16 protein-coding genes are annotated in these 17,517 nt (G+C 34.8%); 10 read left to right on the plus strand and 6 right to left on the minus strand.

All coding sequences use genetic code 11. The features are described 5' to 3' along the window. Both GQ598_RS10355 and GQ598_RS10360 read right to left on the minus strand, forming a co-directional pair. The coding region (locus GQ598_RS10355) for a helix-turn-helix domain-containing protein (RefSeq protein ID WP_160404051.1) at window positions 1-302 on the minus strand (302 nt) is incomplete at its 3' end. Between the two features lie 73 nt (window positions 303-375). Next, window positions 376-657, minus strand: a complete 282-nt coding sequence (locus GQ598_RS10360) for an HPP family protein (protein WP_160404052.1) — start codon at window positions 655-657, stop codon at window positions 376-378. 180 nt (window positions 658-837) lie between these two features. Here GQ598_RS10360 and GQ598_RS10365 point away from each other — a divergent pair, with 180 nt between their 5' ends. Continuing rightward, on the plus strand, window positions 838-1,410 hold the full coding sequence (locus tag GQ598_RS10365) for a TetR/AcrR family transcriptional regulator (protein ID WP_160404053.1): 573 nt from the start codon (window positions 838-840) through the stop codon (window positions 1,408-1,410). A 67-nt stretch (window positions 1,411-1,477) separates the two neighbouring features. On the opposite strand, the gene GQ598_RS10370 is transcribed toward GQ598_RS10365, so the two are convergent. After that, window positions 1,478-3,400, minus strand: a complete 1,923-nt coding sequence (locus GQ598_RS10370) for an ABC transporter ATP-binding protein (protein WP_160404054.1) — start codon at window positions 3,398-3,400, stop codon at window positions 1,478-1,480. Between the two features lie 90 nt (window positions 3,401-3,490). On the opposite strand from GQ598_RS10370, the gene GQ598_RS10375 reads away from it, so the two are divergent. Next, entirely contained in the window at window positions 3,491-4,648 is a 1,158-nt protein-coding gene (locus GQ598_RS10375) for a sugar diacid recognition domain-containing protein (protein ID WP_160404055.1), read from the plus strand. A gap of 191 nt (window positions 4,649-4,839) precedes the next feature. On the opposite strand, the gene garD is transcribed toward GQ598_RS10375, so the two are convergent. Next, the gene (garD, locus tag GQ598_RS10380) at window positions 4,840-6,390 is read right to left on the minus strand and encodes a galactarate dehydratase (protein ID WP_160404056.1); all 1,551 of its coding nucleotides are present in this window, start codon (window positions 6,388-6,390) and stop codon (window positions 4,840-4,842) included. 446 nt (window positions 6,391-6,836) lie between these two features. On the opposite strand from garD, the gene GQ598_RS10385 reads away from it, so the two are divergent. From GQ598_RS10385 to GQ598_RS10410, 6 genes are all read left to right on the plus strand, one after another. Further along, window positions 6,837-8,165 (plus strand): MFS transporter, encoded by a 1,329-nt coding sequence (locus GQ598_RS10385; RefSeq protein ID WP_160404057.1) that lies wholly within the window; start codon window positions 6,837-6,839, stop codon window positions 8,163-8,165. 45 nt (window positions 8,166-8,210) lie between these two features. Then, the gene (locus tag GQ598_RS10390) at window positions 8,211-8,489 is read left to right on the plus strand and encodes a hypothetical protein (RefSeq protein WP_202112755.1); all 279 of its coding nucleotides are present in this window, start codon (window positions 8,211-8,213) and stop codon (window positions 8,487-8,489) included. A 73-nt stretch (window positions 8,490-8,562) separates the two neighbouring features. Then, window positions 8,563-9,897: a glucarate dehydratase gene (gudD, locus tag GQ598_RS10395; protein WP_160404058.1), complete on the plus strand. Its 1,335-nt coding sequence runs from the start codon at window positions 8,563-8,565 to the stop codon at window positions 9,895-9,897. A 49-nt stretch (window positions 9,898-9,946) separates the two neighbouring features. Continuing rightward, entirely contained in the window at window positions 9,947-10,717 is a 771-nt protein-coding gene (gene garL, locus GQ598_RS10400; RefSeq protein ID WP_160404059.1) for a 2-dehydro-3-deoxyglucarate aldolase, read from the plus strand. Window positions 10,718-10,749: 32 nt separating this feature from the next. Then, entirely contained in the window at window positions 10,750-11,631 is an 882-nt protein-coding gene (gene garR / locus GQ598_RS10405; protein ID WP_160404060.1) for a 2-hydroxy-3-oxopropionate reductase, read from the plus strand. Window positions 11,632-11,693: 62 nt separating this feature from the next. Then, window positions 11,694-12,842, plus strand: coding sequence for a glycerate kinase (locus GQ598_RS10410; RefSeq protein ID WP_160404061.1), 1,149 nt, complete (start codon window positions 11,694-11,696; stop codon window positions 12,840-12,842). 54 nt (window positions 12,843-12,896) lie between these two features. Here GQ598_RS10410 and GQ598_RS10415 read toward each other — a convergent pair whose 3' ends face one another. Beyond that, window positions 12,897-14,900 carry an OPT family oligopeptide transporter gene (locus tag GQ598_RS10415; protein WP_160404062.1) on the minus strand — a complete coding sequence of 668 codons (2,004 nt, stop codon included), beginning with the start codon at window positions 14,898-14,900 and terminating at the stop codon, window positions 12,897-12,899. Window positions 14,901-15,125: 225 nt separating this feature from the next. On the opposite strand from GQ598_RS10415, the gene mazG reads away from it, so the two are divergent. Both mazG and GQ598_RS10425 read left to right on the plus strand, forming a co-directional pair. Further along, a complete protein-coding gene (mazG, locus tag GQ598_RS10420; RefSeq protein WP_160404063.1) occupies window positions 15,126-15,929 on the plus strand; it encodes a nucleoside triphosphate pyrophosphohydrolase in 804 nt (267 codons plus the stop codon). Then, a complete protein-coding gene (locus GQ598_RS10425) occupies window positions 15,922-16,362 on the plus strand; it encodes a hypothetical protein (protein ID WP_091346579.1) in 441 nt (146 codons plus the stop codon). The genes mazG and GQ598_RS10425 overlap by 8 nt, the downstream gene beginning before the upstream one ends. Window positions 16,363-16,530: 168 nt before the next feature. Here the strand turns inward: GQ598_RS10425 and GQ598_RS10430 are convergent, their stop codons facing one another. Then, window positions 16,531-17,019: a hypothetical protein gene (locus GQ598_RS10430; RefSeq protein WP_160404064.1), complete on the minus strand. Its 489-nt coding sequence runs from the start codon at window positions 17,017-17,019 to the stop codon at window positions 16,531-16,533. Window positions 17,020-17,517 lie beyond the last annotated feature (498 nt).

Raw genomic sequence — 17,517 nt, forward strand, 5'->3', positions numbered from 1 at the left:
TTCTTTAAACGTGCAGCAATCTGTTCTGGGCTGTAATAAAGCATGAGGTATTTTTCAACTTGACGCCATACCGAAGACTCTATTGCCTTACCATTACCGCTGTTTTTTCGCCTTTTCCTAGCAAGTGTCACCGCCTCATGTGCTTGATAGGTTTGATTAGGTTTTGAGTTTCTTTTTATCTCTCGACTTATTGTCGAAGGATGTCTATTGAGTAGCTGGGCTATCTCTTTTTTATTCTTTCCGGCTTGTAATAATACGAAAATCTGGTATCTTTCCTTCCTAGAAAGGTGATTATAATACATAGCAATCTCCAAACTGTGGTGGTGCGAAGGAGCTAGTATAAATCACCTTTCTACTTTCTTCACTCCACCGTGTTTAAAATTGCACTTCATGTTTGAATCCAGGCAACACACCTATAAAAGACGAAATAAAATGCCCTCCGATTACACTTCTTGGTTGTGCTAATGGAGATTTAGGTACAGCAAATAACAAGACGCATGTTGCGCCAAATGGAGCCATAATTGCTAATGTACCTGCCCACTGAGTGATTACGAGCAAAGTCAAAATCCCTAAAGCACCCCCAATAAATCCTCTCAATATAGCTATTGCGTGAGGTTTAGGCGGCATCACCTCTCCTCCTTTTAATTTTTCTAGCATAAATCTCTCCTGTTTGGTTAATGTGGGATTTTAATAAAACTAGCAATCGCACTCAGTAAGCGATATCGTTTACTTAGTGTGTATTTATTAACTATAAGGGTCAAATATTATTTATAATTAACTATATTAGAGTTGTTGTGATAGAATCAAAAATATTCTAACAATTACAAATAATAAAAAATGAAATTGAAGCCTGAAATTGTTGATACGATACTTGTTGCGGCTGAATCGCTGTTTAATGAATATGGTTATCATCCTGTTAGTTTAGAGCTTGTTGCAGAAAATGCAGGTGTATCAAAAAGAACATTATATAAATATTTTGGTGATAAAAATGGGCTTGTAAGTAAAGTGTTACTTAAGAGGAATGATTTTTTTAAAAAATCACTTACAGATGTTATCGCTGTTTTTTCTGAGAAAAAAGACAAAATCAATGCAATTATTTCATGGCATATAAAATGGTTTAAGAATGATAATTACCGCGGTTGCATGTTTGTACGAGCTAAGTCTGAATATAACAATAAAAGCGAAGAAATATGCGCTATTGTTAGTGAACATAAAAAATGGATTCAAGATAGGATTATTGAATGTCTAGGAGGCACAAATTCATGTCAACAAGCATCTTGTCTAATTATGTTGATACTTGAAGGTATGATATCTTGCACATCCGTTTTTGGTATTGACGGATATGATTTTGAACAGGCAAAAATGTATATCTATGATATCGTCGATAACATTGGCGAGGATGACCTATGAATTTAAATAGCTGGCTTATAGACAATGGATAGCCATTACCTAAAGCCTCTTAATCGAAATGATCAATTTAATCTAAATTAAACGATTCCAGCTGTTGTTGTAATTCTAACCATTGTAGTTCTGTTTCTTCTAATTGATTTTTAAGTTGGCTTTGCTCTAGTAACAAAGTTGTAAGTTCGTTTTTTTTGCTCGCATCATAGATTGCAGGATCAGACAGTTGTTCTTCAATTTGCTTTAATTGATGGGTTAATTTATCAAGCATCTGTTCTTCTTTTTGTAACTGTTTTTTTATTGGCTGCATTTGTGCACGTAATTCAGCTTGTTTACGTTTTTGCTCTTTACGATCTTGAGCTGATATATTACTTGCATTTTCTTTTTTTGGTGAATTTATTTCGTCATTTGATTGGTTATCATTTTTTTGTGCTTCGGCTAACCATTTTTGATAATCATCAAGATCGCCGTCAAATGGTTCAACTTTATGATCATGGACTAAATAGAATTCATCGGTGGTCGAACGTAGTAAATGGCGATCATGTGATACCACAACTAATGCACCATCAAAATCAATTAGCGCTTCAGTCAACGCTTGTCGCATATCTAAATCTAGATGGTTAGTTGGTTCGTCTAATAAAAGAAGATTCGGTTTTTGCCAGACAATTAAGGCTAAAACAAGTCGCGCCTTTTCACCACCTGAGAAAGTTTTAACTGGCTCGGTGACTTTATCGCCTTGAAAATCAAATACACCTAAATAATTACGCAGTTCTTGCTCTGTATTTTTCGGTTCAGCAAGTTGCGTTAAATGCCAAAGTGGTGACTCATCGGGGCGTAGATATTCTAATTGATGTTGAGCAAAATAGCCTAATTGAACACCTTTAGCGAGATTAATATGGCCTTCTTTAGGTGCAAGTTCACCAGCTAGCAATTTAATCAGTGTTGATTTACCTGCACCATTGCGTCCTAATAGACCAATACGTGAACCAGGAACTAAATTAATCTTAATTTTTTCTAGTATAATTTTATCATCATAACCCGCTACGACTTTGTCCATCATTAACAAAGGGCTTGGTAAAAATTCTGATGGTTTAAAGCTAAAATGAAATGGGTTATCCACATGTGCAGGAGCAATCATTTCCATTCTTTCTAACATTTTTATACGGCTTTGCGCCTGTTTAGCTTTTGTAGCTTTGGCTCTAAATCGATCAATATAATTTTGTAAGTGTGCAACTTTAAGTTGTTGGCTTTCATAGAGTGATTGTTGTTGTGCTAACTTTGTAGATCGTTGAATCTCAAATGAAGAGTAGTTACCGGTGTATTCAAATAAACTTTTTTGTTCAATATGAATAATTTTATTGACTAACGGATCTAAAAAATCACGATCGTGAGAGATTAAAATCAACGTTCCTGGGTAGTTACTTAACCATTTTTCAAGCCAAATGACAGCATCTAAATCAAGGTGATTGGTTGGTTCATCAAGCAATAATAAATCAGAACGACACATTAATGCCTGAGCCAAATTTAATCGCATTCGCCAACCACCAGAATAGGATTTAACCGGTAACATTAATTGTTCATTAGAAAAACCAAGACCATGTAGTAAGGTTGCCGCTCGAGCGCGAATTGTCCAAGCATCAATGGTATCAAGCTTTTCATGAATAATCGCAATTTGCTGACCATTATTTTGCTCATTGGCAAAATTTAATTGCTTTTCCAATTGACGATATTCACGATCGCCATCAATAGCATATTCAATCGCAGGGATATCTAATGCGGGTGTTTCTTGATTGACCCAAGCAAGTTGCCATTGCGATGGTATACTTAACGTGCCAGCATCTGCTTGAATTTCACCTTTAATTAGTGAAAAGAGCGTCGATTTTCCGCAACCATTTTTACCTACTAAACCCACTTTTTGTTGAGGATTAATGGTTGCTGAAGCATTATCTAAAAGTAAGTTAACGCCTCGGCGCACTTGGATTGAATCAAAAACTATCATGATATTTTTGTCTATTATTCAAAATAAAATGTGTTATGCTAACAAAAAATTGGGTTTATGCAAAATTAAAATAGAGTAATTAATATGGTAATGGACTCTTATAACCTTATACCTAAAATTGCACAACAAATTGTTGAAAGAACCATGAAAATTATTGATTGCAATATCAATGTAATGGATGCACATGGTTGTATTATTGGCAGTGGTGATTTAGAACGTATTGGAGAGCTACATGAAGGAGCGATGTTAGCGATATCTCAGAAACGGACAGTTTCAATTGATAGTACCATGGTGAAAAATTTACAAGGTGTTAAACCAGGAGTCAATCTACCGTTAAAGCTTAATGATAGGATTGTTGGTGTAATTGGATTAACTGGCGAACCTTCTGATATTTGGCAATTTGGAGAGCTTGTTCGCATGTCTGCAGAAATGATGATGGAACAAACTCATTTATTACAAGAGCTATCTTATAATAATCGTTTAAAGGAAGAGCTTATCCTAACGCTAATTGAAAAAGAGACTTTGCCCGACAGTATGATTCAATGGGTTAAACGATTAGATATTGATTTGGATTTACCCAGAGTGGTTGGTATGATTGAGGTCGATAGTGGACAGTTAGGCATTGATACTGCAATGAGTGAATTACAAAATTTACAAACACAGATACAATTGCTAAGTAAACATAATTTAGTAGCAACTAAATCAGTTACTGAGCTAGTTATTTTAATCCCTGCACTTAATAGGTATGGACGATGGGATTTATTAGAACATAAGAAGAAACTAGAGACACTTATTATTACAATAAAAAATATTACTCAATTAGATATTAGAATTTCGCTTGGTAATTATTTTGAGCAACATCCTTATCCTTTGGTAAAGTCTTACCAGACAGCAAAAACGACGATGTTAATTGGTAAACAAAGAATGCCTAATATTCGTAATTATTATTATCAAGAGCTAATTTTACCTGTTTTATTACATGGATTAAGTTATGACTGGCAAGCCGAAGAATTATTATTACCTTTGAAAAAATTAAGGCTGGCTGATAATAATGGTCTTTTGAGAAAAACCTTGCAAACATGGTTTAAAAATAATGTTCATAGTAGTAATACAGCTAATGAACTTTTTATCCATCGTAATACATTAGAGTATCGTTTAAATAAAATTGCCACGTTAACAGGATTAAATCTTGCAAAATTTGATGATAGATTACTTTTATATATAGGTTTGCAATTAGATAGAAGTTAACTTATAGGAATGGCTTGAATTTATAATATGCAAAAAGCTAGGTTAAAGCTGTTTGCTTTTATTTAAATAGTAGGAATGCACACTATAAAAAACTATCCAGATGAAATTTTACATGAAGACGATTAATGAGTTTTTAAATAATTATTTTAATCATGAAGCGTAAACAATCTGGCATTTTCTTCTATAAATAATTAGGTTATTGGTGCAGGATTGAAAATAGCTAACGGATTATATAATTTCCAATGATCTGACCATGGTTTCTTTCTTCCACTTGCTACATCTAAAATCAAATGAAATAGTCTCCAACCTATATCTTCAATTGTTGCTTTTCCTAAAGCAATATCGCCGGCACTAATATCAATTAAATCAAACCACTGTTCAGCCACAATATTACGGCTAGACATCTTAATTACTGGTACCACAGCCAAGCCATAAGGTGTTCCTCGTCCAGTAGTAAAAACTTGTAATGTAATTCCTGACGCAACTTGTTGAGCTCCGCAGACAAAATCACTTGCCGGTGTGGCTGCAAAAATCAATCCTTTTTTCGTTGGGCGTTGTCCAGGAGATAGAACTTCTACAATTGGGCTTGTTCCTGACTTAGCAATTGATCCCATTGCTTTTTCGACTATGTTATTTAATCCTCCCTTTTTATTTCCTGGCGTTGTATTCGCACTACGGTCGACTTTTCCGGCAGCAAGGTATTCATCGTACCACTGCATCTCACGAATTAGTGCTTTACCAACCTCCTCATTAGCCGCTCTTGGTGTAAGTAAATGAATACCATCACGTACTTCAGTAACCTCAGAAAACATCACAGTAGCACCGCATCTAACTAATAAATCAGAAGCAAACCCTACAGAAGGGTTTGATGTGACGCCAGAAAAAGCATCACTACCTCCGCATTGCATACCTATTACTAATTCTGATACTGGAACAGTTTCCCTTTGACGCTGATTTAATCGTTGTAAATGCTTTTCAGCTACATTCAAAATCTTATTCACCATGGCTTTAAAACCACGTTCATCTTGCAATATAACTAGATCATCATTTTCTATTTTGATAGGAATTGAATCTTCAGTTCCTTTTAGTAATTTTTCTGGCTGAAGTTTTTCACACCCTAAGCTCACAACCATAATTTCACCACCAAAATTAGGATTTTTAGCTAAATTATGAATAGACCGTATTGGTACAATAGCTGCTGGAGCATCAATAGCTACACCGCAACCATAAAGATGCGTTAATGGAACAACACCATCTACATTTGGATAGTTAGGTAATAAATCACGCTCGATAATTTTTGCGACATACTCAACAACGCCAGAAACACAGTTAACGCTCATGGTTATACCAAGTATATTTCGCGTTCCAACGGAACCATCTTTATTACGATAACCTTCAAAAGTATAACCGAGCAAAGGTGGAAGCGGTTCTCTTTTTTTTGTGGCAATGGCTAATTCATATAATTCGGGGGCAGTTGGTATTTGAGTCACAGATTCGTTAACCCATCCTCCTTTTTTTATATCTACTTTGGCAAAACCAATAATTTCACCATAACGGATAATTTCTTGCCCTTGATTTATATCATTTAAAGCAACTTTATGACCTTGAGGTATATTCTCAATTAGTTCTAATCCATCCGGAAATAGAGCTCCTTTTGGCAACCCACCATCATTCACAACAATAGCAACGTTATCAATTTCTTTGATTTTGATATAGAGCGGTTTATTACGATGGTTTTCCATTATTTATTTCCTATAAATGATTAGCTTTTCAGTAATAATCAGAAAGTGCAAAGATTTATATATACTATTATGTTTTTACTGATTTATTTTTCTTATATTAAATGTAAAAACAATGAATATCATTATGAATATTCATAATTATTCAAAGTAATATTACGATTAATTTGTGCAGATGACTATATTAATGTGTTCCATATCACAAAATTAGAGCAACTATCTAAAATTATGTGAGGAATATAACATTACATTGTGCGTTTTCACAAAAATAAGTGACATTTTGGTTATTATTTTGTTTTTTCCTCTAATGAAATATATCGCCTGACTGTCCGATAATAATTTATTAATAACGGGTTACTGAGAAATATTTAATGACTAGTGATTTTCCACTCAGCGACGTCTGTAAAGATTCAGGATTAATAAATTCAAAAATCGTATAGAGGCTAAATATGAAAATAAACAAAGCAAGGCAAAAAAAGACTAACATCCGGTGGATGACAGTCATTTTTTTATTTATTGTCACCGCTGTTAATTATGGTGATAGAGCTACGTTAGGTATTGCGGGAAAATCAATATCGGGAGAATTAGGATTTGATGCGGCAGCAATGGGTTGGGTAATGTCATCATTTGGTATTGCCTATGTGATAGGACAGTTACCTGGCGGTTGGTTATTAGATAGATTTGGATCAAAACGAGTTTATTTTTACAGTATTCTATTTTGGTCTATTTTTACCTTATTACAAGGTACAGTTCATTTTTTTATTGGTGCTTGGGCTCTTATTATGCTCTTCACTTTTCGATTTTTAATGGGGTTATCAGAAGCACCTTCCTTTCCTGGAAATAGTCGCATAACCGCAGCATGGTTTCCTGCTAAAGAAAGAGCAACAGCAGTAGCTATTTTTAATTCAGCACAATATTTCGCGACAGTAATTTTTGCACCGATTATGGGATGGTTAACTCACGAATATGGGTGGCAATCTGTATTCTTTTTTATGGGAGGTCTTGGTATTTTGGTGAGTATTGCAACGCTAATTATGATTCGTAATCCCAAAGATCATCCATGGGCAAATCAAGCAGAGGTTGATTATATCATTGAAGGCGGAGCTTTGGTTGATATGGATCAAAAGAAAGCGGATGGTAAGCAAAAAGGACCAAAATTAGGTTATTTAACTCAGCTTCTTACAAACAGAATGTTGCTTGGTGTTTATTTAGGACAGTATTGCATTAACTGTTTAACATTTTTCTTTATTACTTGGTTTCCTATTTATCTTGCAACGCAACGTGGAATGAATATTAAAGAAGTTGGTTTTGCTGCTGCTATCCCTGCTATTTGTGGTTTTATTGGTGGAATTAGTGGTGGAGTTTTTTCAGATTTTCTAATGCGTAAAACAGGATCACTTTCAATTGCACGTAAAACTCCGATTATTTTAGGAATGTTATTTTCGATGACAATGATTTTATGTAATTACGTTGATTCAATTGCATTAGTTATTTTATTTATGTCAATGGCTTTCTTTGGTAAAGGTGTTGGTGCATTAGGATGGGCTGTTATGGCTGACACTGCACCTAAAGAAATGAGTGGACTTGCTGGTGGACTATTCAACATGTTTGGTAACGCATCCAGTATTATTTCACCAATTATTATTGGCTATATTGTTGCATGGACAGGTCGATTTGAATGGGCTTTAGTTTTTGTGGCTGGTCACGCTTTTGTTGCAGCGTTTAGCTATTTAGTTATTGTTGGTCCTATTACACGTATGGAATTAAAGAAAAATTAACAATATTTATAACTAACAATAGATTAGAGCCAAGGAAAACGTTTTATGTGTACTCAGTCAGTTCCGATCATTAAATCGATGCAAGTTATTCCAGTAGCAGGATATGACAGCATGTTAATAAATATTGGTGGTGCACATGGTCCTTACTTTACTAGAAATATTGTTATTTTAACAGATAATACGGGGCATACTGGTGTTGGTGAAGCACCAGGTGGCACTATAATTGAAAATGCCCTAAAACAGGAAATCCCTCATGTTGAAGGTAAGGCAATTTCAATTTTAAATCGTGATGCTATAGCAATGCAGTATTTAATTCTCAATTGAAAATTTGATTGTAAGCGTCCGTCTATGGTTTGTTAAAAAAGATTTATATAAATTGAAAATTAAAGAGGTAATTATGAGTTCATCAACACCAATTATTACTGAAATGCATGTCTACCCAGTAGCCGGCTATGACAGTATGTTATTAAATTTAAGTGGTGCACATTCGCCTTACTTTACACGGAATATCGTTATTCTTAAAGATAATTCGGGCAATATTGGTTTAGGCGAAGTGCCATGTGTTGGCGTTGTCACCCAAACGCTTGAAGACGCAAAACCGTTAGTTATTGGGCAATCAATTGCGCAATACAAAAATGTTATGAACCGAGTTCGCAATCAATTTGCTGATCGTGATGTAGGTGGACGAGGCAACCAAACTTTTGACCAACGTTCAACTATTCACGTTGTGACTGCCATTGAATCCGCCATGTTAGACTTATTAGGCAAACATCTTGGCGTGACGGTAGCTTCATTACTTGGTGATGGCCAGCAACGAGATGAAGTTGAGATGTTAGGGTATTTATTTTATATTGGAGACAGCAAAAAAACAGATCTCCCTTATCAAAATCAATCTGAAGATAAATGTGATTGGTATCGATTACGACATGAAGAAGCATTAACGCCAGAAAAGATAGCCCGTTTAGCCGAAGCAACTTATGAAAAATATGGTTTTCGAGATTTCAAATTAAAAGGCGGTGTTTTATCGGCAGAAGATGAGGCCGAAGCCGTCATAGCGATTAAAAAGAAATTCCCTGATGCACGAGTAACCTTAGATCCAAACGGTGGTTGGTTATTAGATGAAGCAATACGTATAGGTAAATATTTAAAAGATACACTAACCTATGCCGAAGATCCTTGTGGAGCAGAACAAGGCTTTTCAGGGCGTGAAATTATGGCCGAATTTCGACGTGCGACAGGATTACCAACGGCAACCAATATGATTGCAACAGATTGGCGTCAAATGGCACACACATTATCTTTACAATCTGTTGATATTCCACTTGCGGATCCACATTTTTGGACAATGAGTGGATCTGTCCGAGTGGCTCAGATGTGTCATGAATTTGGTTTAACTTGGGGATCTCATTCAAATAACCATTTTGATATCTCACTTGCGATGTTTACTCACGTTGGTGCAGCAGCACCAGGCAATCCAACAGCACTTGATACGCATTGGATTTGGCAAGAAGGAAACCAACGTTTAACAAAAGACCCTTTACAAATTGTTAATGGCAAAATCAAAGTTCCTGAAAAACCTGGTTTGGGGATCGAAATTGATATGGATCAGGTAATGAAAGCACATGAATTATTTAAAGGTATGAAACTGGGTAATCGTAATGATGCTATTGCTATGCAATATTTAATACCTAATTGGCAATTTGATAATAAAAAACCGTGTTTAGTTAGATAATTAAAATTTATTATCAAGACACAATGTGTAAAAAATGTGAAGGTAAATTATGAAAAAGGTGACATGCCACAATCAATTTAAACAAGATATGTTGGCACGAAAAAAACTTATTGGTTGTTGGGCTGCATTAGGTAGTCCTATTTCAACAGAAATACTTGGTTTAGCTGGTTTTGATTGGCTATTACTTGATGGAGAGCATGCAATCAATGATGTTATCTCATTTGTGCCTCAATTAATGGCATTAAAAGACAGTGTTAGTGCGCCTGTCGTTCGCCCTTCATGGAATGATCAGGTTCTTATTAAACGCTTACTTGATATCGGTTTTTATAACTTTTTAATACCTTATGTTGAGACTGCAGAACAAACAAAACTTGCTGTTTCTTATACACGATATCCACCTGAGGGTGTGAGAGGTGTTTCTGTTGCTCATAGAAGTAATGTATATGGAACGATTCCAGATTACTTCCAAAAAATTAACAAAAATATTTGTGTTATGGTGCAAGTTGAAACACAACAAGCTGTTAATAATGTAGAGTCCATTGTAGCTGTTGATGGTGTTGACGGTATTTTTATTGGGCCAAGTGACCTTTCTGCTTCTTTAGGGCATTTTGGAAATCCAAAGCATCCTGATGTTCAAGCAGCAATCAAAAAAGTTTTTAATGAAGCTAAAAAGCAAGGCAAAGCTTGTGGTATTTTAGCAACTATAGAGGCTGATGCTCGTCAGTATATAGATATGGGAGCAACTTTTGTTGCCGTCGGTAATGATCTTGGCCTTTTAAGAAGTGCAACACAATCATTAGCCGATAAATTTCTAAAATAACAGTTATTTTTTATCAGAAAAAGGAGAGTAAAATGAAAATTGGTTTTATTGGTTTAGGTATTATGGGTAAACCGATGAGTAAAAACTTGTTAAAAGCAGGTTACTCACTTGTGGTTTGTGATAGAAACCTAGATGCAGTTAAAGATGTTGTTGCTGCAGGTGCAGAAAGTGCAGAAAATGCAAAAGAAGTTGCTAAACGTTGTGATGTAATTATTACTATGTTACCTAATTCACCTCATGTAAAAGAAGTGGTATTGGGCGAAAATGGTATTATTGATGGAGCGAAAAAAGGTACAACGATCATAGATATGAGCTCAATAGCACCATTGGCAAGTCGTGAGATTCATGATGAAGTCGTCAAAAAAGGTTTAACTATGTTAGATGCACCTGTTAGTGGCGGCGAACCAAAAGCAATTGATGCTACATTGTCAGTGATGGTAGGTGGAGACAAAAACATCTTTGATAAACATTACGATTTAATGAAAGCAATGGCTGGTTCAGTTGTTTATACTGGTGATATTGGTGCTGGTAATGTAACTAAACTTGCTAATCAAGTTATTGTGGCACTTAATATTGCAGCTATGTCAGAAGCACTAGTTTTAGCGACTAAAGCAGGAGTAAACCCTAAATTAGTTTATCAAGCTATTCGTGGTGGTCTTGCTGGTAGTACTGTTTTAGATGCTAAAGTTCCGATGGTATTAGATCGTAATTTCAAACCAGGTTTTAAAATTGATTTACATATTAAAGATCTGCAAAATGCTTTGGATACTTCTCATGGTGTAGGAACATCATTACCATTAACTGCAATTGTGATGGAGATGATGCAAGCACTAAAAACTGATGGTATGGGCGAATGTGATCATAGTGCATTAGCTCGCTATTATGAGGCATTAGCAAAAATAGAAGTTAAATAATTAATATTGATATTGAGTATGGAGACATACTCAATAATTTGTCCAATTGTGTAAGGATATGTATGAAAGTTGTCATTGCTCCTGATTCTTTTAAAGAAAGCTTAAGTGCTATTGAAGTTGCTAATGAGATAAAAGCGGGATTTTCACAAGTTTACCCTGATGCAAAATATTTTTTACGACCCGTTGCAGATGGTGGTGAAGGTACTGTCGATGCGATGGTGAATGCGTTAAATGGTCATAAAGTTAAGGTTTCTATTACTGATCCATTAGGCGAAAAAGGACTGGCTTTTTATGGTATATCTGGTGATGGGCAAACTGCGGTAATAGAAATGGCTGCTGCAAGTGGGCTTGAGCGAGTTTCAATCGATAAGAGAGATGCAAAAATTACCACCTCATATGGTACTGGAGAATTAATTAAAGATGCACTCGATCGCGGTTGTAAAAAATTCATCATAGGAATTGGTGGAAGCGCGACAAATGATGGAGGTGCAGGAATGCTACAGGCACTAGGTGTCAGGCTCCTAGATAAATTTGGAAATCAAATTGGTTATGGCGGTATTTCACTTAGTGCTATTGATAAAATTGACATTAGTCAAATGGATCATCGAATTAAGCAATGTGATTTTGAAGTAGCTTGTGATGTTACCAATCCCTTAACTGGTGAAAATGGAGCTTCTGTTATTTTTGGACCACAAAAAGGAGCTACACCATTAGATGTCAAATTACTTGATTCAAATCTTAAACATTTTGCTCAAGTTATTAAACAAACTTTTAATGTCGATATTGAGTTTACTCCAGGAACAGGTGCAGCAGGTGGAATGGGAGCTGCTTTGTTGGTCTTCATGAATGCAAAATTAAAACCTGGTATTGAAATTATCACTAAGTTGCTAAATTTGGATGAATTAGTTAAAGAGGCTGATTTAGTTATTACTGGTGAAGGTCGATTAGATTATCAGAGCGTTAATGGTAAAGTACCTGTAGGTGTTGCTCATATTGCAAAAAAATATAATAAACCAGTTATTGCTATAGTAGGTAGTTTAGGTGATAAAGCCGAAACTGTTTATCCATGTGGTATATCATCTATGTTTAGTATTTTAAGCAAAGTAAGTACATTATCAGAAGCATTAGATTCAAACATGGCTAAATTGAATATTTATAATACCTCAATGAACATAGCCCTTACATTAAAAATTGGTAAAAATCTTAAGTAATAAAAAGCCCTTTATAATAAAAAATAAAGGGCTTAAATTTAATTATTCACAGGACTATTTTTTTATTGCTGATAAAGCGCGACGAATAAAGAGCGTACATATACCAACAAAAACAAAGAGACCTAAAAATTGAGGTAACATACCTAAATCAGCCGAAATTGCAAGCGGTGCATCATTTCCACCACTTGTAATACTAATAACAATTACAACCGCCAATAATACGCCCACTAAACTTTCGCCAACAATTAGCCCTGACGCAATCAATGCTGCTTTACGATCAACTTTCTTAAATTGCTGTTCTGGATCTAAATTTTGTGATTGCGCTTTTTTATAAGCATAACGTTTAATTATCCATGATAAGAAAGTACCAATGAAAATAGGCATGGTAATGCTTGGTGGTAGGTAAATACCTAAACCAACAGCAAGTGCTGGCAACCTAAACTTAGCTTTATTAGCTGCTAAAACTGAATCGATAATAATAATAATAGCACCTATACCTAGCCCGATATATATCATGGTTTTATCAAGATTATTTGAAATTATTCCTTTGGCAATTTTTGTCATCAATGTTGCTTGAGGTGCTGATAAAACTTGTTTTGGATCCATATCAGGGCGTGGAAGTGCACCAGTAAAGCCGTAAGCGTTATATAAAATCTCTAAAATAGGCGCAATAACAATCGCACCAACAACACAGCCAATTAATAATGCCACTTGTTGTTTCCATGGTGTAGCATGAACTAAATAACCTGTTTTTAGATCTTGCAAATTATCGTTTGAAATACAGGCTATTGATAACACTGCACTGGTAGTAAACAGCGTAAGAGCTGTGGCAAAATTAGAGCCCTCGGCAGAAGCTAACATACCATTAGCTTCACCTAAGCCTAATAGAACTAATGAAATAACAATGATAGCAACAATGGCAATGCCTGATATTGGGCTAGCCGATGAACCAACAAGTCCAGCCATATAACCACAAGCGGCAGCCACTAAAAAGCCCATAATAAAAGCAAACAATGTAGCGCAAAACACTAATGACCAAGCAACGCCTGCCGATAGCCCACTATCTGTAATAAAGCTATAAAAAGTCACTAATAAAATAACTAACATACCACCCATAATTAATAAAATAGCTTTAGGTGATAAATCTCGCTCGGTTGATGCAATATCATTACCAGACACATCTGAACGTATACTTTTAAATGATATTTTTAAACCTTCAATCATTGGTTTGATTAATGTCAGTAGTGTCCAAACCGCTGCAATAGCAATGACTCCCGCTCCAATAAAGCGTATATCTTTTGCCCAAAATCCCATTGCAACTTTAGATAAAGGCAGACTAGTATCATAATCGGTAATTGCACTTAAAATTGGAACGCCAAATACCCAACCAATAATGGTTCCAATTAAAATGGCAATTCCTGACATAATCCCAATCAAATAACCTGCACTTAGTAACGCTAACGAAAATCCCATAGGAAGTTGAAAAATGGATTTGCCAGCGGTAAACCAATAAGCAGTACTTTCAGATAACGCACGAAAACCATTAGTAAAAAGGCTAACAGTGGATGCAATCACGCCACCAAATAAAATATCCTTTAAACCATCATTAGCTTCGTTATTATCGGTTTTAGATCCTGCCTTCAAAATTTCAGCAGCAGCCACTCCCTCAGGATAAGGCAAATGGCTTTTAACAACCATGACATGTCGTAATGGGATTGAAAATAAAACCCCAAGCATTCCACCAGCGGCACATATTGCAAAGGTTAGCCAAAAAGGAAAGTTTTGCCAGTAACCAATCATTAACAAACCCGGAAGCACAAAAATAATGGAAGATAATGTGCCTGCTGCCGATGCCTGAGTTTGCACCATATTATTTTCTAAAATAGTTGATCCAGAAAACAGTTTCAATATTGCCATTGAAATTACTGCAGCAGGGATTGCGGATGAAAACGTTAATCCCACTTTTAAACCAAGATAAACATTTGATGCAGTAAAAATGACAGTAATAAAGGCACCAAGAATGGTGCCCCTTAAAGTAAGTTCACGTAAATTATTCATATATCAATAAAGTTAATTTAATAGGGGAGTATTATATACTTAATTCGCTTTTATCGGCTAGAGGTTCTGTAAATAGCTATATTTTAGTGGCTTTTATCATTATTTTTGGTGAAATAATTAGCAATAACATCAAAATATATTGCTATTAACCTTTAAAAAAATAACCGTTTTGTTATGAAACCTTTACAATGACGCTGATCAATTACTTATTTGTGGGAGGATATTTTGAACGGATTACAGCGCTTACAAGCTATTATCAAACAACTTCGTGATCCTGTTAATGGTTGTGAATGGGATCGAGTTCAAACTTTTGCATCTTTAAAATCATATACATTAGAAGAAACGTACGAAGTACTTGATGCCATTGATAAACAAGACATGGATGAGCTAAAAAAAGAACTGGGTGATTTACTATTTCACATTGTCTTTTATGCTGATTTAGCCGAAGAACAAGGAAGCTTTGATTTAGATGAGATCTGTTTAGCGGTTGCTGATAAGTTAGTGTATCGTCATCCCCATATTTTTACCGAAAATAAGGTAGAAAAACCTAACTGGGAACAACTTAAACAAAAAGAGCGCCATCAAAAAGCACAATACTCATTGCTTGATGATATTCCCCAAGCAATCCCCGCCTTAATGCAAGCTGAAAAAATTCAAAAGCGTTGCGCCTCGGTTGGTTTTGATTGGCATGATATAAAATCTGTGCTTGATAAGGTAAAAGAAGAAATTGGTGAAGTTGAGCAAGAGCTTGAACAAAACAAACAAGATCCACAAAAAATTGAAGAAGAGTTAGGTGATTTATTGTTTGCTACCGTCAATTTAGCTAGGCATTTAAAGATTAAATCAGAACTCTGTTTACAGCAAGCTAATAAAAAATTTACTCGGCGATTTCAGCAAGTAGAATCGATACTTAAACAAAAAAATTTGTCTTTAATTGATGCAACGCTTGAACAAATGGAAGACGCGTGGCAAAGTGTTAAACAATTAGAACAGATTAAACTCAATAGCGAAGTGAATAAAAATGACTGAACAAAAAAACGAATTGTATCAAGAAATCGAAGCTTGGGCACAAAATGCCATTTTAAACAGCCCGACTTGGAGTATTAATCAGCTCGATTATTCTGAAAAGAGTATCACTGTTGTTGAAATGATCATCAGTGAACTGGCTGAAAAGAACTTCAGCATATCAGAAGAACAACTCAACATGATATCGCAAGAATACGGATGTTATTTATTACTCACCGCCCATAAATTATACGGTGGCGAGTTTTATTGGAACGAAGAGTTTGAACAACCCATGTTAATTTGCTGTGAACCTGATGCCATGATAGTCCTTATGACATGGAACAAGGTCAAAGGGCGCCTAGTGGGGGATAAAGCCGACCATATTGCCTATTTCCTAGATGAGTTTGGTAAAGCTACCTTTCAACCAGAAAAAGGCACTCATATAGTTTATTTATAATAAAAGTAATTATTTTTAAAGTTATTTACCAAGAAAACTAAGAAAGCAGATAAATATTAACAAACTCTAAAATATTGCTGAATTAGTTGTGTGATAGCCTCGAGCCTTTGAGGCTATACTAATACTTGGCACACTAAAAGCAACGTTATTACTGTCTAAATAACTTAATTATTCATAAATAGTTGTTAATCGAGAAAATCTTGTTCTTAATGAAATATAATCTTTTGAAAAATAATCAAATTTAACTTTAATGTCTTGGTTTATTAATTTAAATTTCATGATAACATAAGGATTAGAACTAAATTTAGCAGATAATAAATCATCATAATTAAGCCTTGATACAATTTTATTTGTATCTTGATCTGTAAAACAGATTTGTTTATTTATTCGATCAAAATACATAAAATTTTCATAGGCTCTATCGCAATAAAAATTTGAACGAACAAACTCATCCTTAAACTCACTTTTAAAAATTGTAATATGTTTATTAATAATAATATTTGTGTATTTAATAAATACCAGATAGTAAGCTAAAACGCCAATAATGATAAATGTGAGTCCAATATAATAATTTTTGAAGAAAAAGCTACAAACAGAAATAGCCCACAAAAGCACCAAACACCCGCCAGTAACTGATCTTATAATTGAAAATAACACTTACATCTCCTTTGTCTTTTATGTAGATGATATTTTGTAAGGAATATTCAATATAATCAATCTATAATTTTTATACTTAATCGTATAATAGCCTAAATATTTTGGGCTTTTCAATGTCTGCTAGGATCGGTAAGGTTCCAAATATTTTGAGATTTTTTTGGGGAAAGGATAAATAATATCAGTGATAATGTCCAAGTTATGTTATTTTTATGCAAAATCTTATAACGCCTAACCACATATCTCTGATTGATATGCGAACCTACCTCAGTTGTCGGCACATTCTGACGCCGGAATAATACAAATCAACATAGTATTAGGTGATAATTGAGTTTCTTTTTTTGTTAAAAGCAACTCAATTACCGCCCAAAAATCGGTCAGGAAAGGTATTGATTTTATTGAAGTTTTTATTTAACTGTTCCTGGATTCAAATATGAAGTGCAATTTTAAACACGGTGGAGTGAAGAAAGTAGAAAGGTGATTTATACTAGCACCTTCGCA

The sequence above is a fragment of the Gilliamella sp. Pas-s95 genome, assembly GCF_009795795.1.
In the GTDB taxonomy this organism is placed as follows: Bacteria; Pseudomonadota; Gammaproteobacteria; order Enterobacterales; family Orbaceae; genus Gilliamella; species Gilliamella bombicola.

Bases quoted from the DNA above. Each gene is read 5' to 3' on its own strand.
- GQ598_RS10360 (WP_160404052.1), bottom strand. From the start codon at position 657: ATGCTAGAAAAATTAAAAGGAGGAGAGGTGATGCCGCCTAAACCTCAC.
- GQ598_RS10365 (WP_160404053.1), top strand. From the start codon at position 838: ATGAAATTGAAGCCTGAAATTGTTGATACGATACTTGTTGCGGCTGAA.
- GQ598_RS10385 (WP_160404057.1), top strand. From the start codon at position 6,837: ATGAAAATAAACAAAGCAAGGCAAAAAAAGACTAACATCCGGTGGATG.
- GQ598_RS10415 (WP_160404062.1), bottom strand. From the start codon at position 14,900: ATGAATAATTTACGTGAACTTACTTTAAGGGGCACCATTCTTGGTGCC.
- gudD (WP_160404058.1), top strand. From the start codon at position 8,563: ATGAGTTCATCAACACCAATTATTACTGAAATGCATGTCTACCCAGTA.
- GQ598_RS10425 (WP_091346579.1), top strand. From the start codon at position 15,922: ATGACTGAACAAAAAAACGAATTGTATCAAGAAATCGAAGCTTGGGCA.
- GQ598_RS10375 (WP_160404055.1), top strand. From the start codon at position 3,491: ATGGACTCTTATAACCTTATACCTAAAATTGCACAACAAATTGTTGAA.
- garR (WP_160404060.1), top strand. From the start codon at position 10,750: ATGAAAATTGGTTTTATTGGTTTAGGTATTATGGGTAAACCGATGAGT.
- GQ598_RS10410 (WP_160404061.1), top strand. From the start codon at position 11,694: ATGAAAGTTGTCATTGCTCCTGATTCTTTTAAAGAAAGCTTAAGTGCT.
- garL (WP_160404059.1), top strand. From the start codon at position 9,947: ATGAAAAAGGTGACATGCCACAATCAATTTAAACAAGATATGTTGGCA.
- GQ598_RS10370 (WP_160404054.1), bottom strand. From the start codon at position 3,400: ATGATAGTTTTTGATTCAATCCAAGTGCGCCGAGGCGTTAACTTACTT.
- GQ598_RS10390 (WP_202112755.1), top strand. From the start codon at position 8,211: ATGTGTACTCAGTCAGTTCCGATCATTAAATCGATGCAAGTTATTCCA.
- garD (WP_160404056.1), bottom strand. From the start codon at position 6,390: ATGGAAAACCATCGTAATAAACCGCTCTATATCAAAATCAAAGAAATT.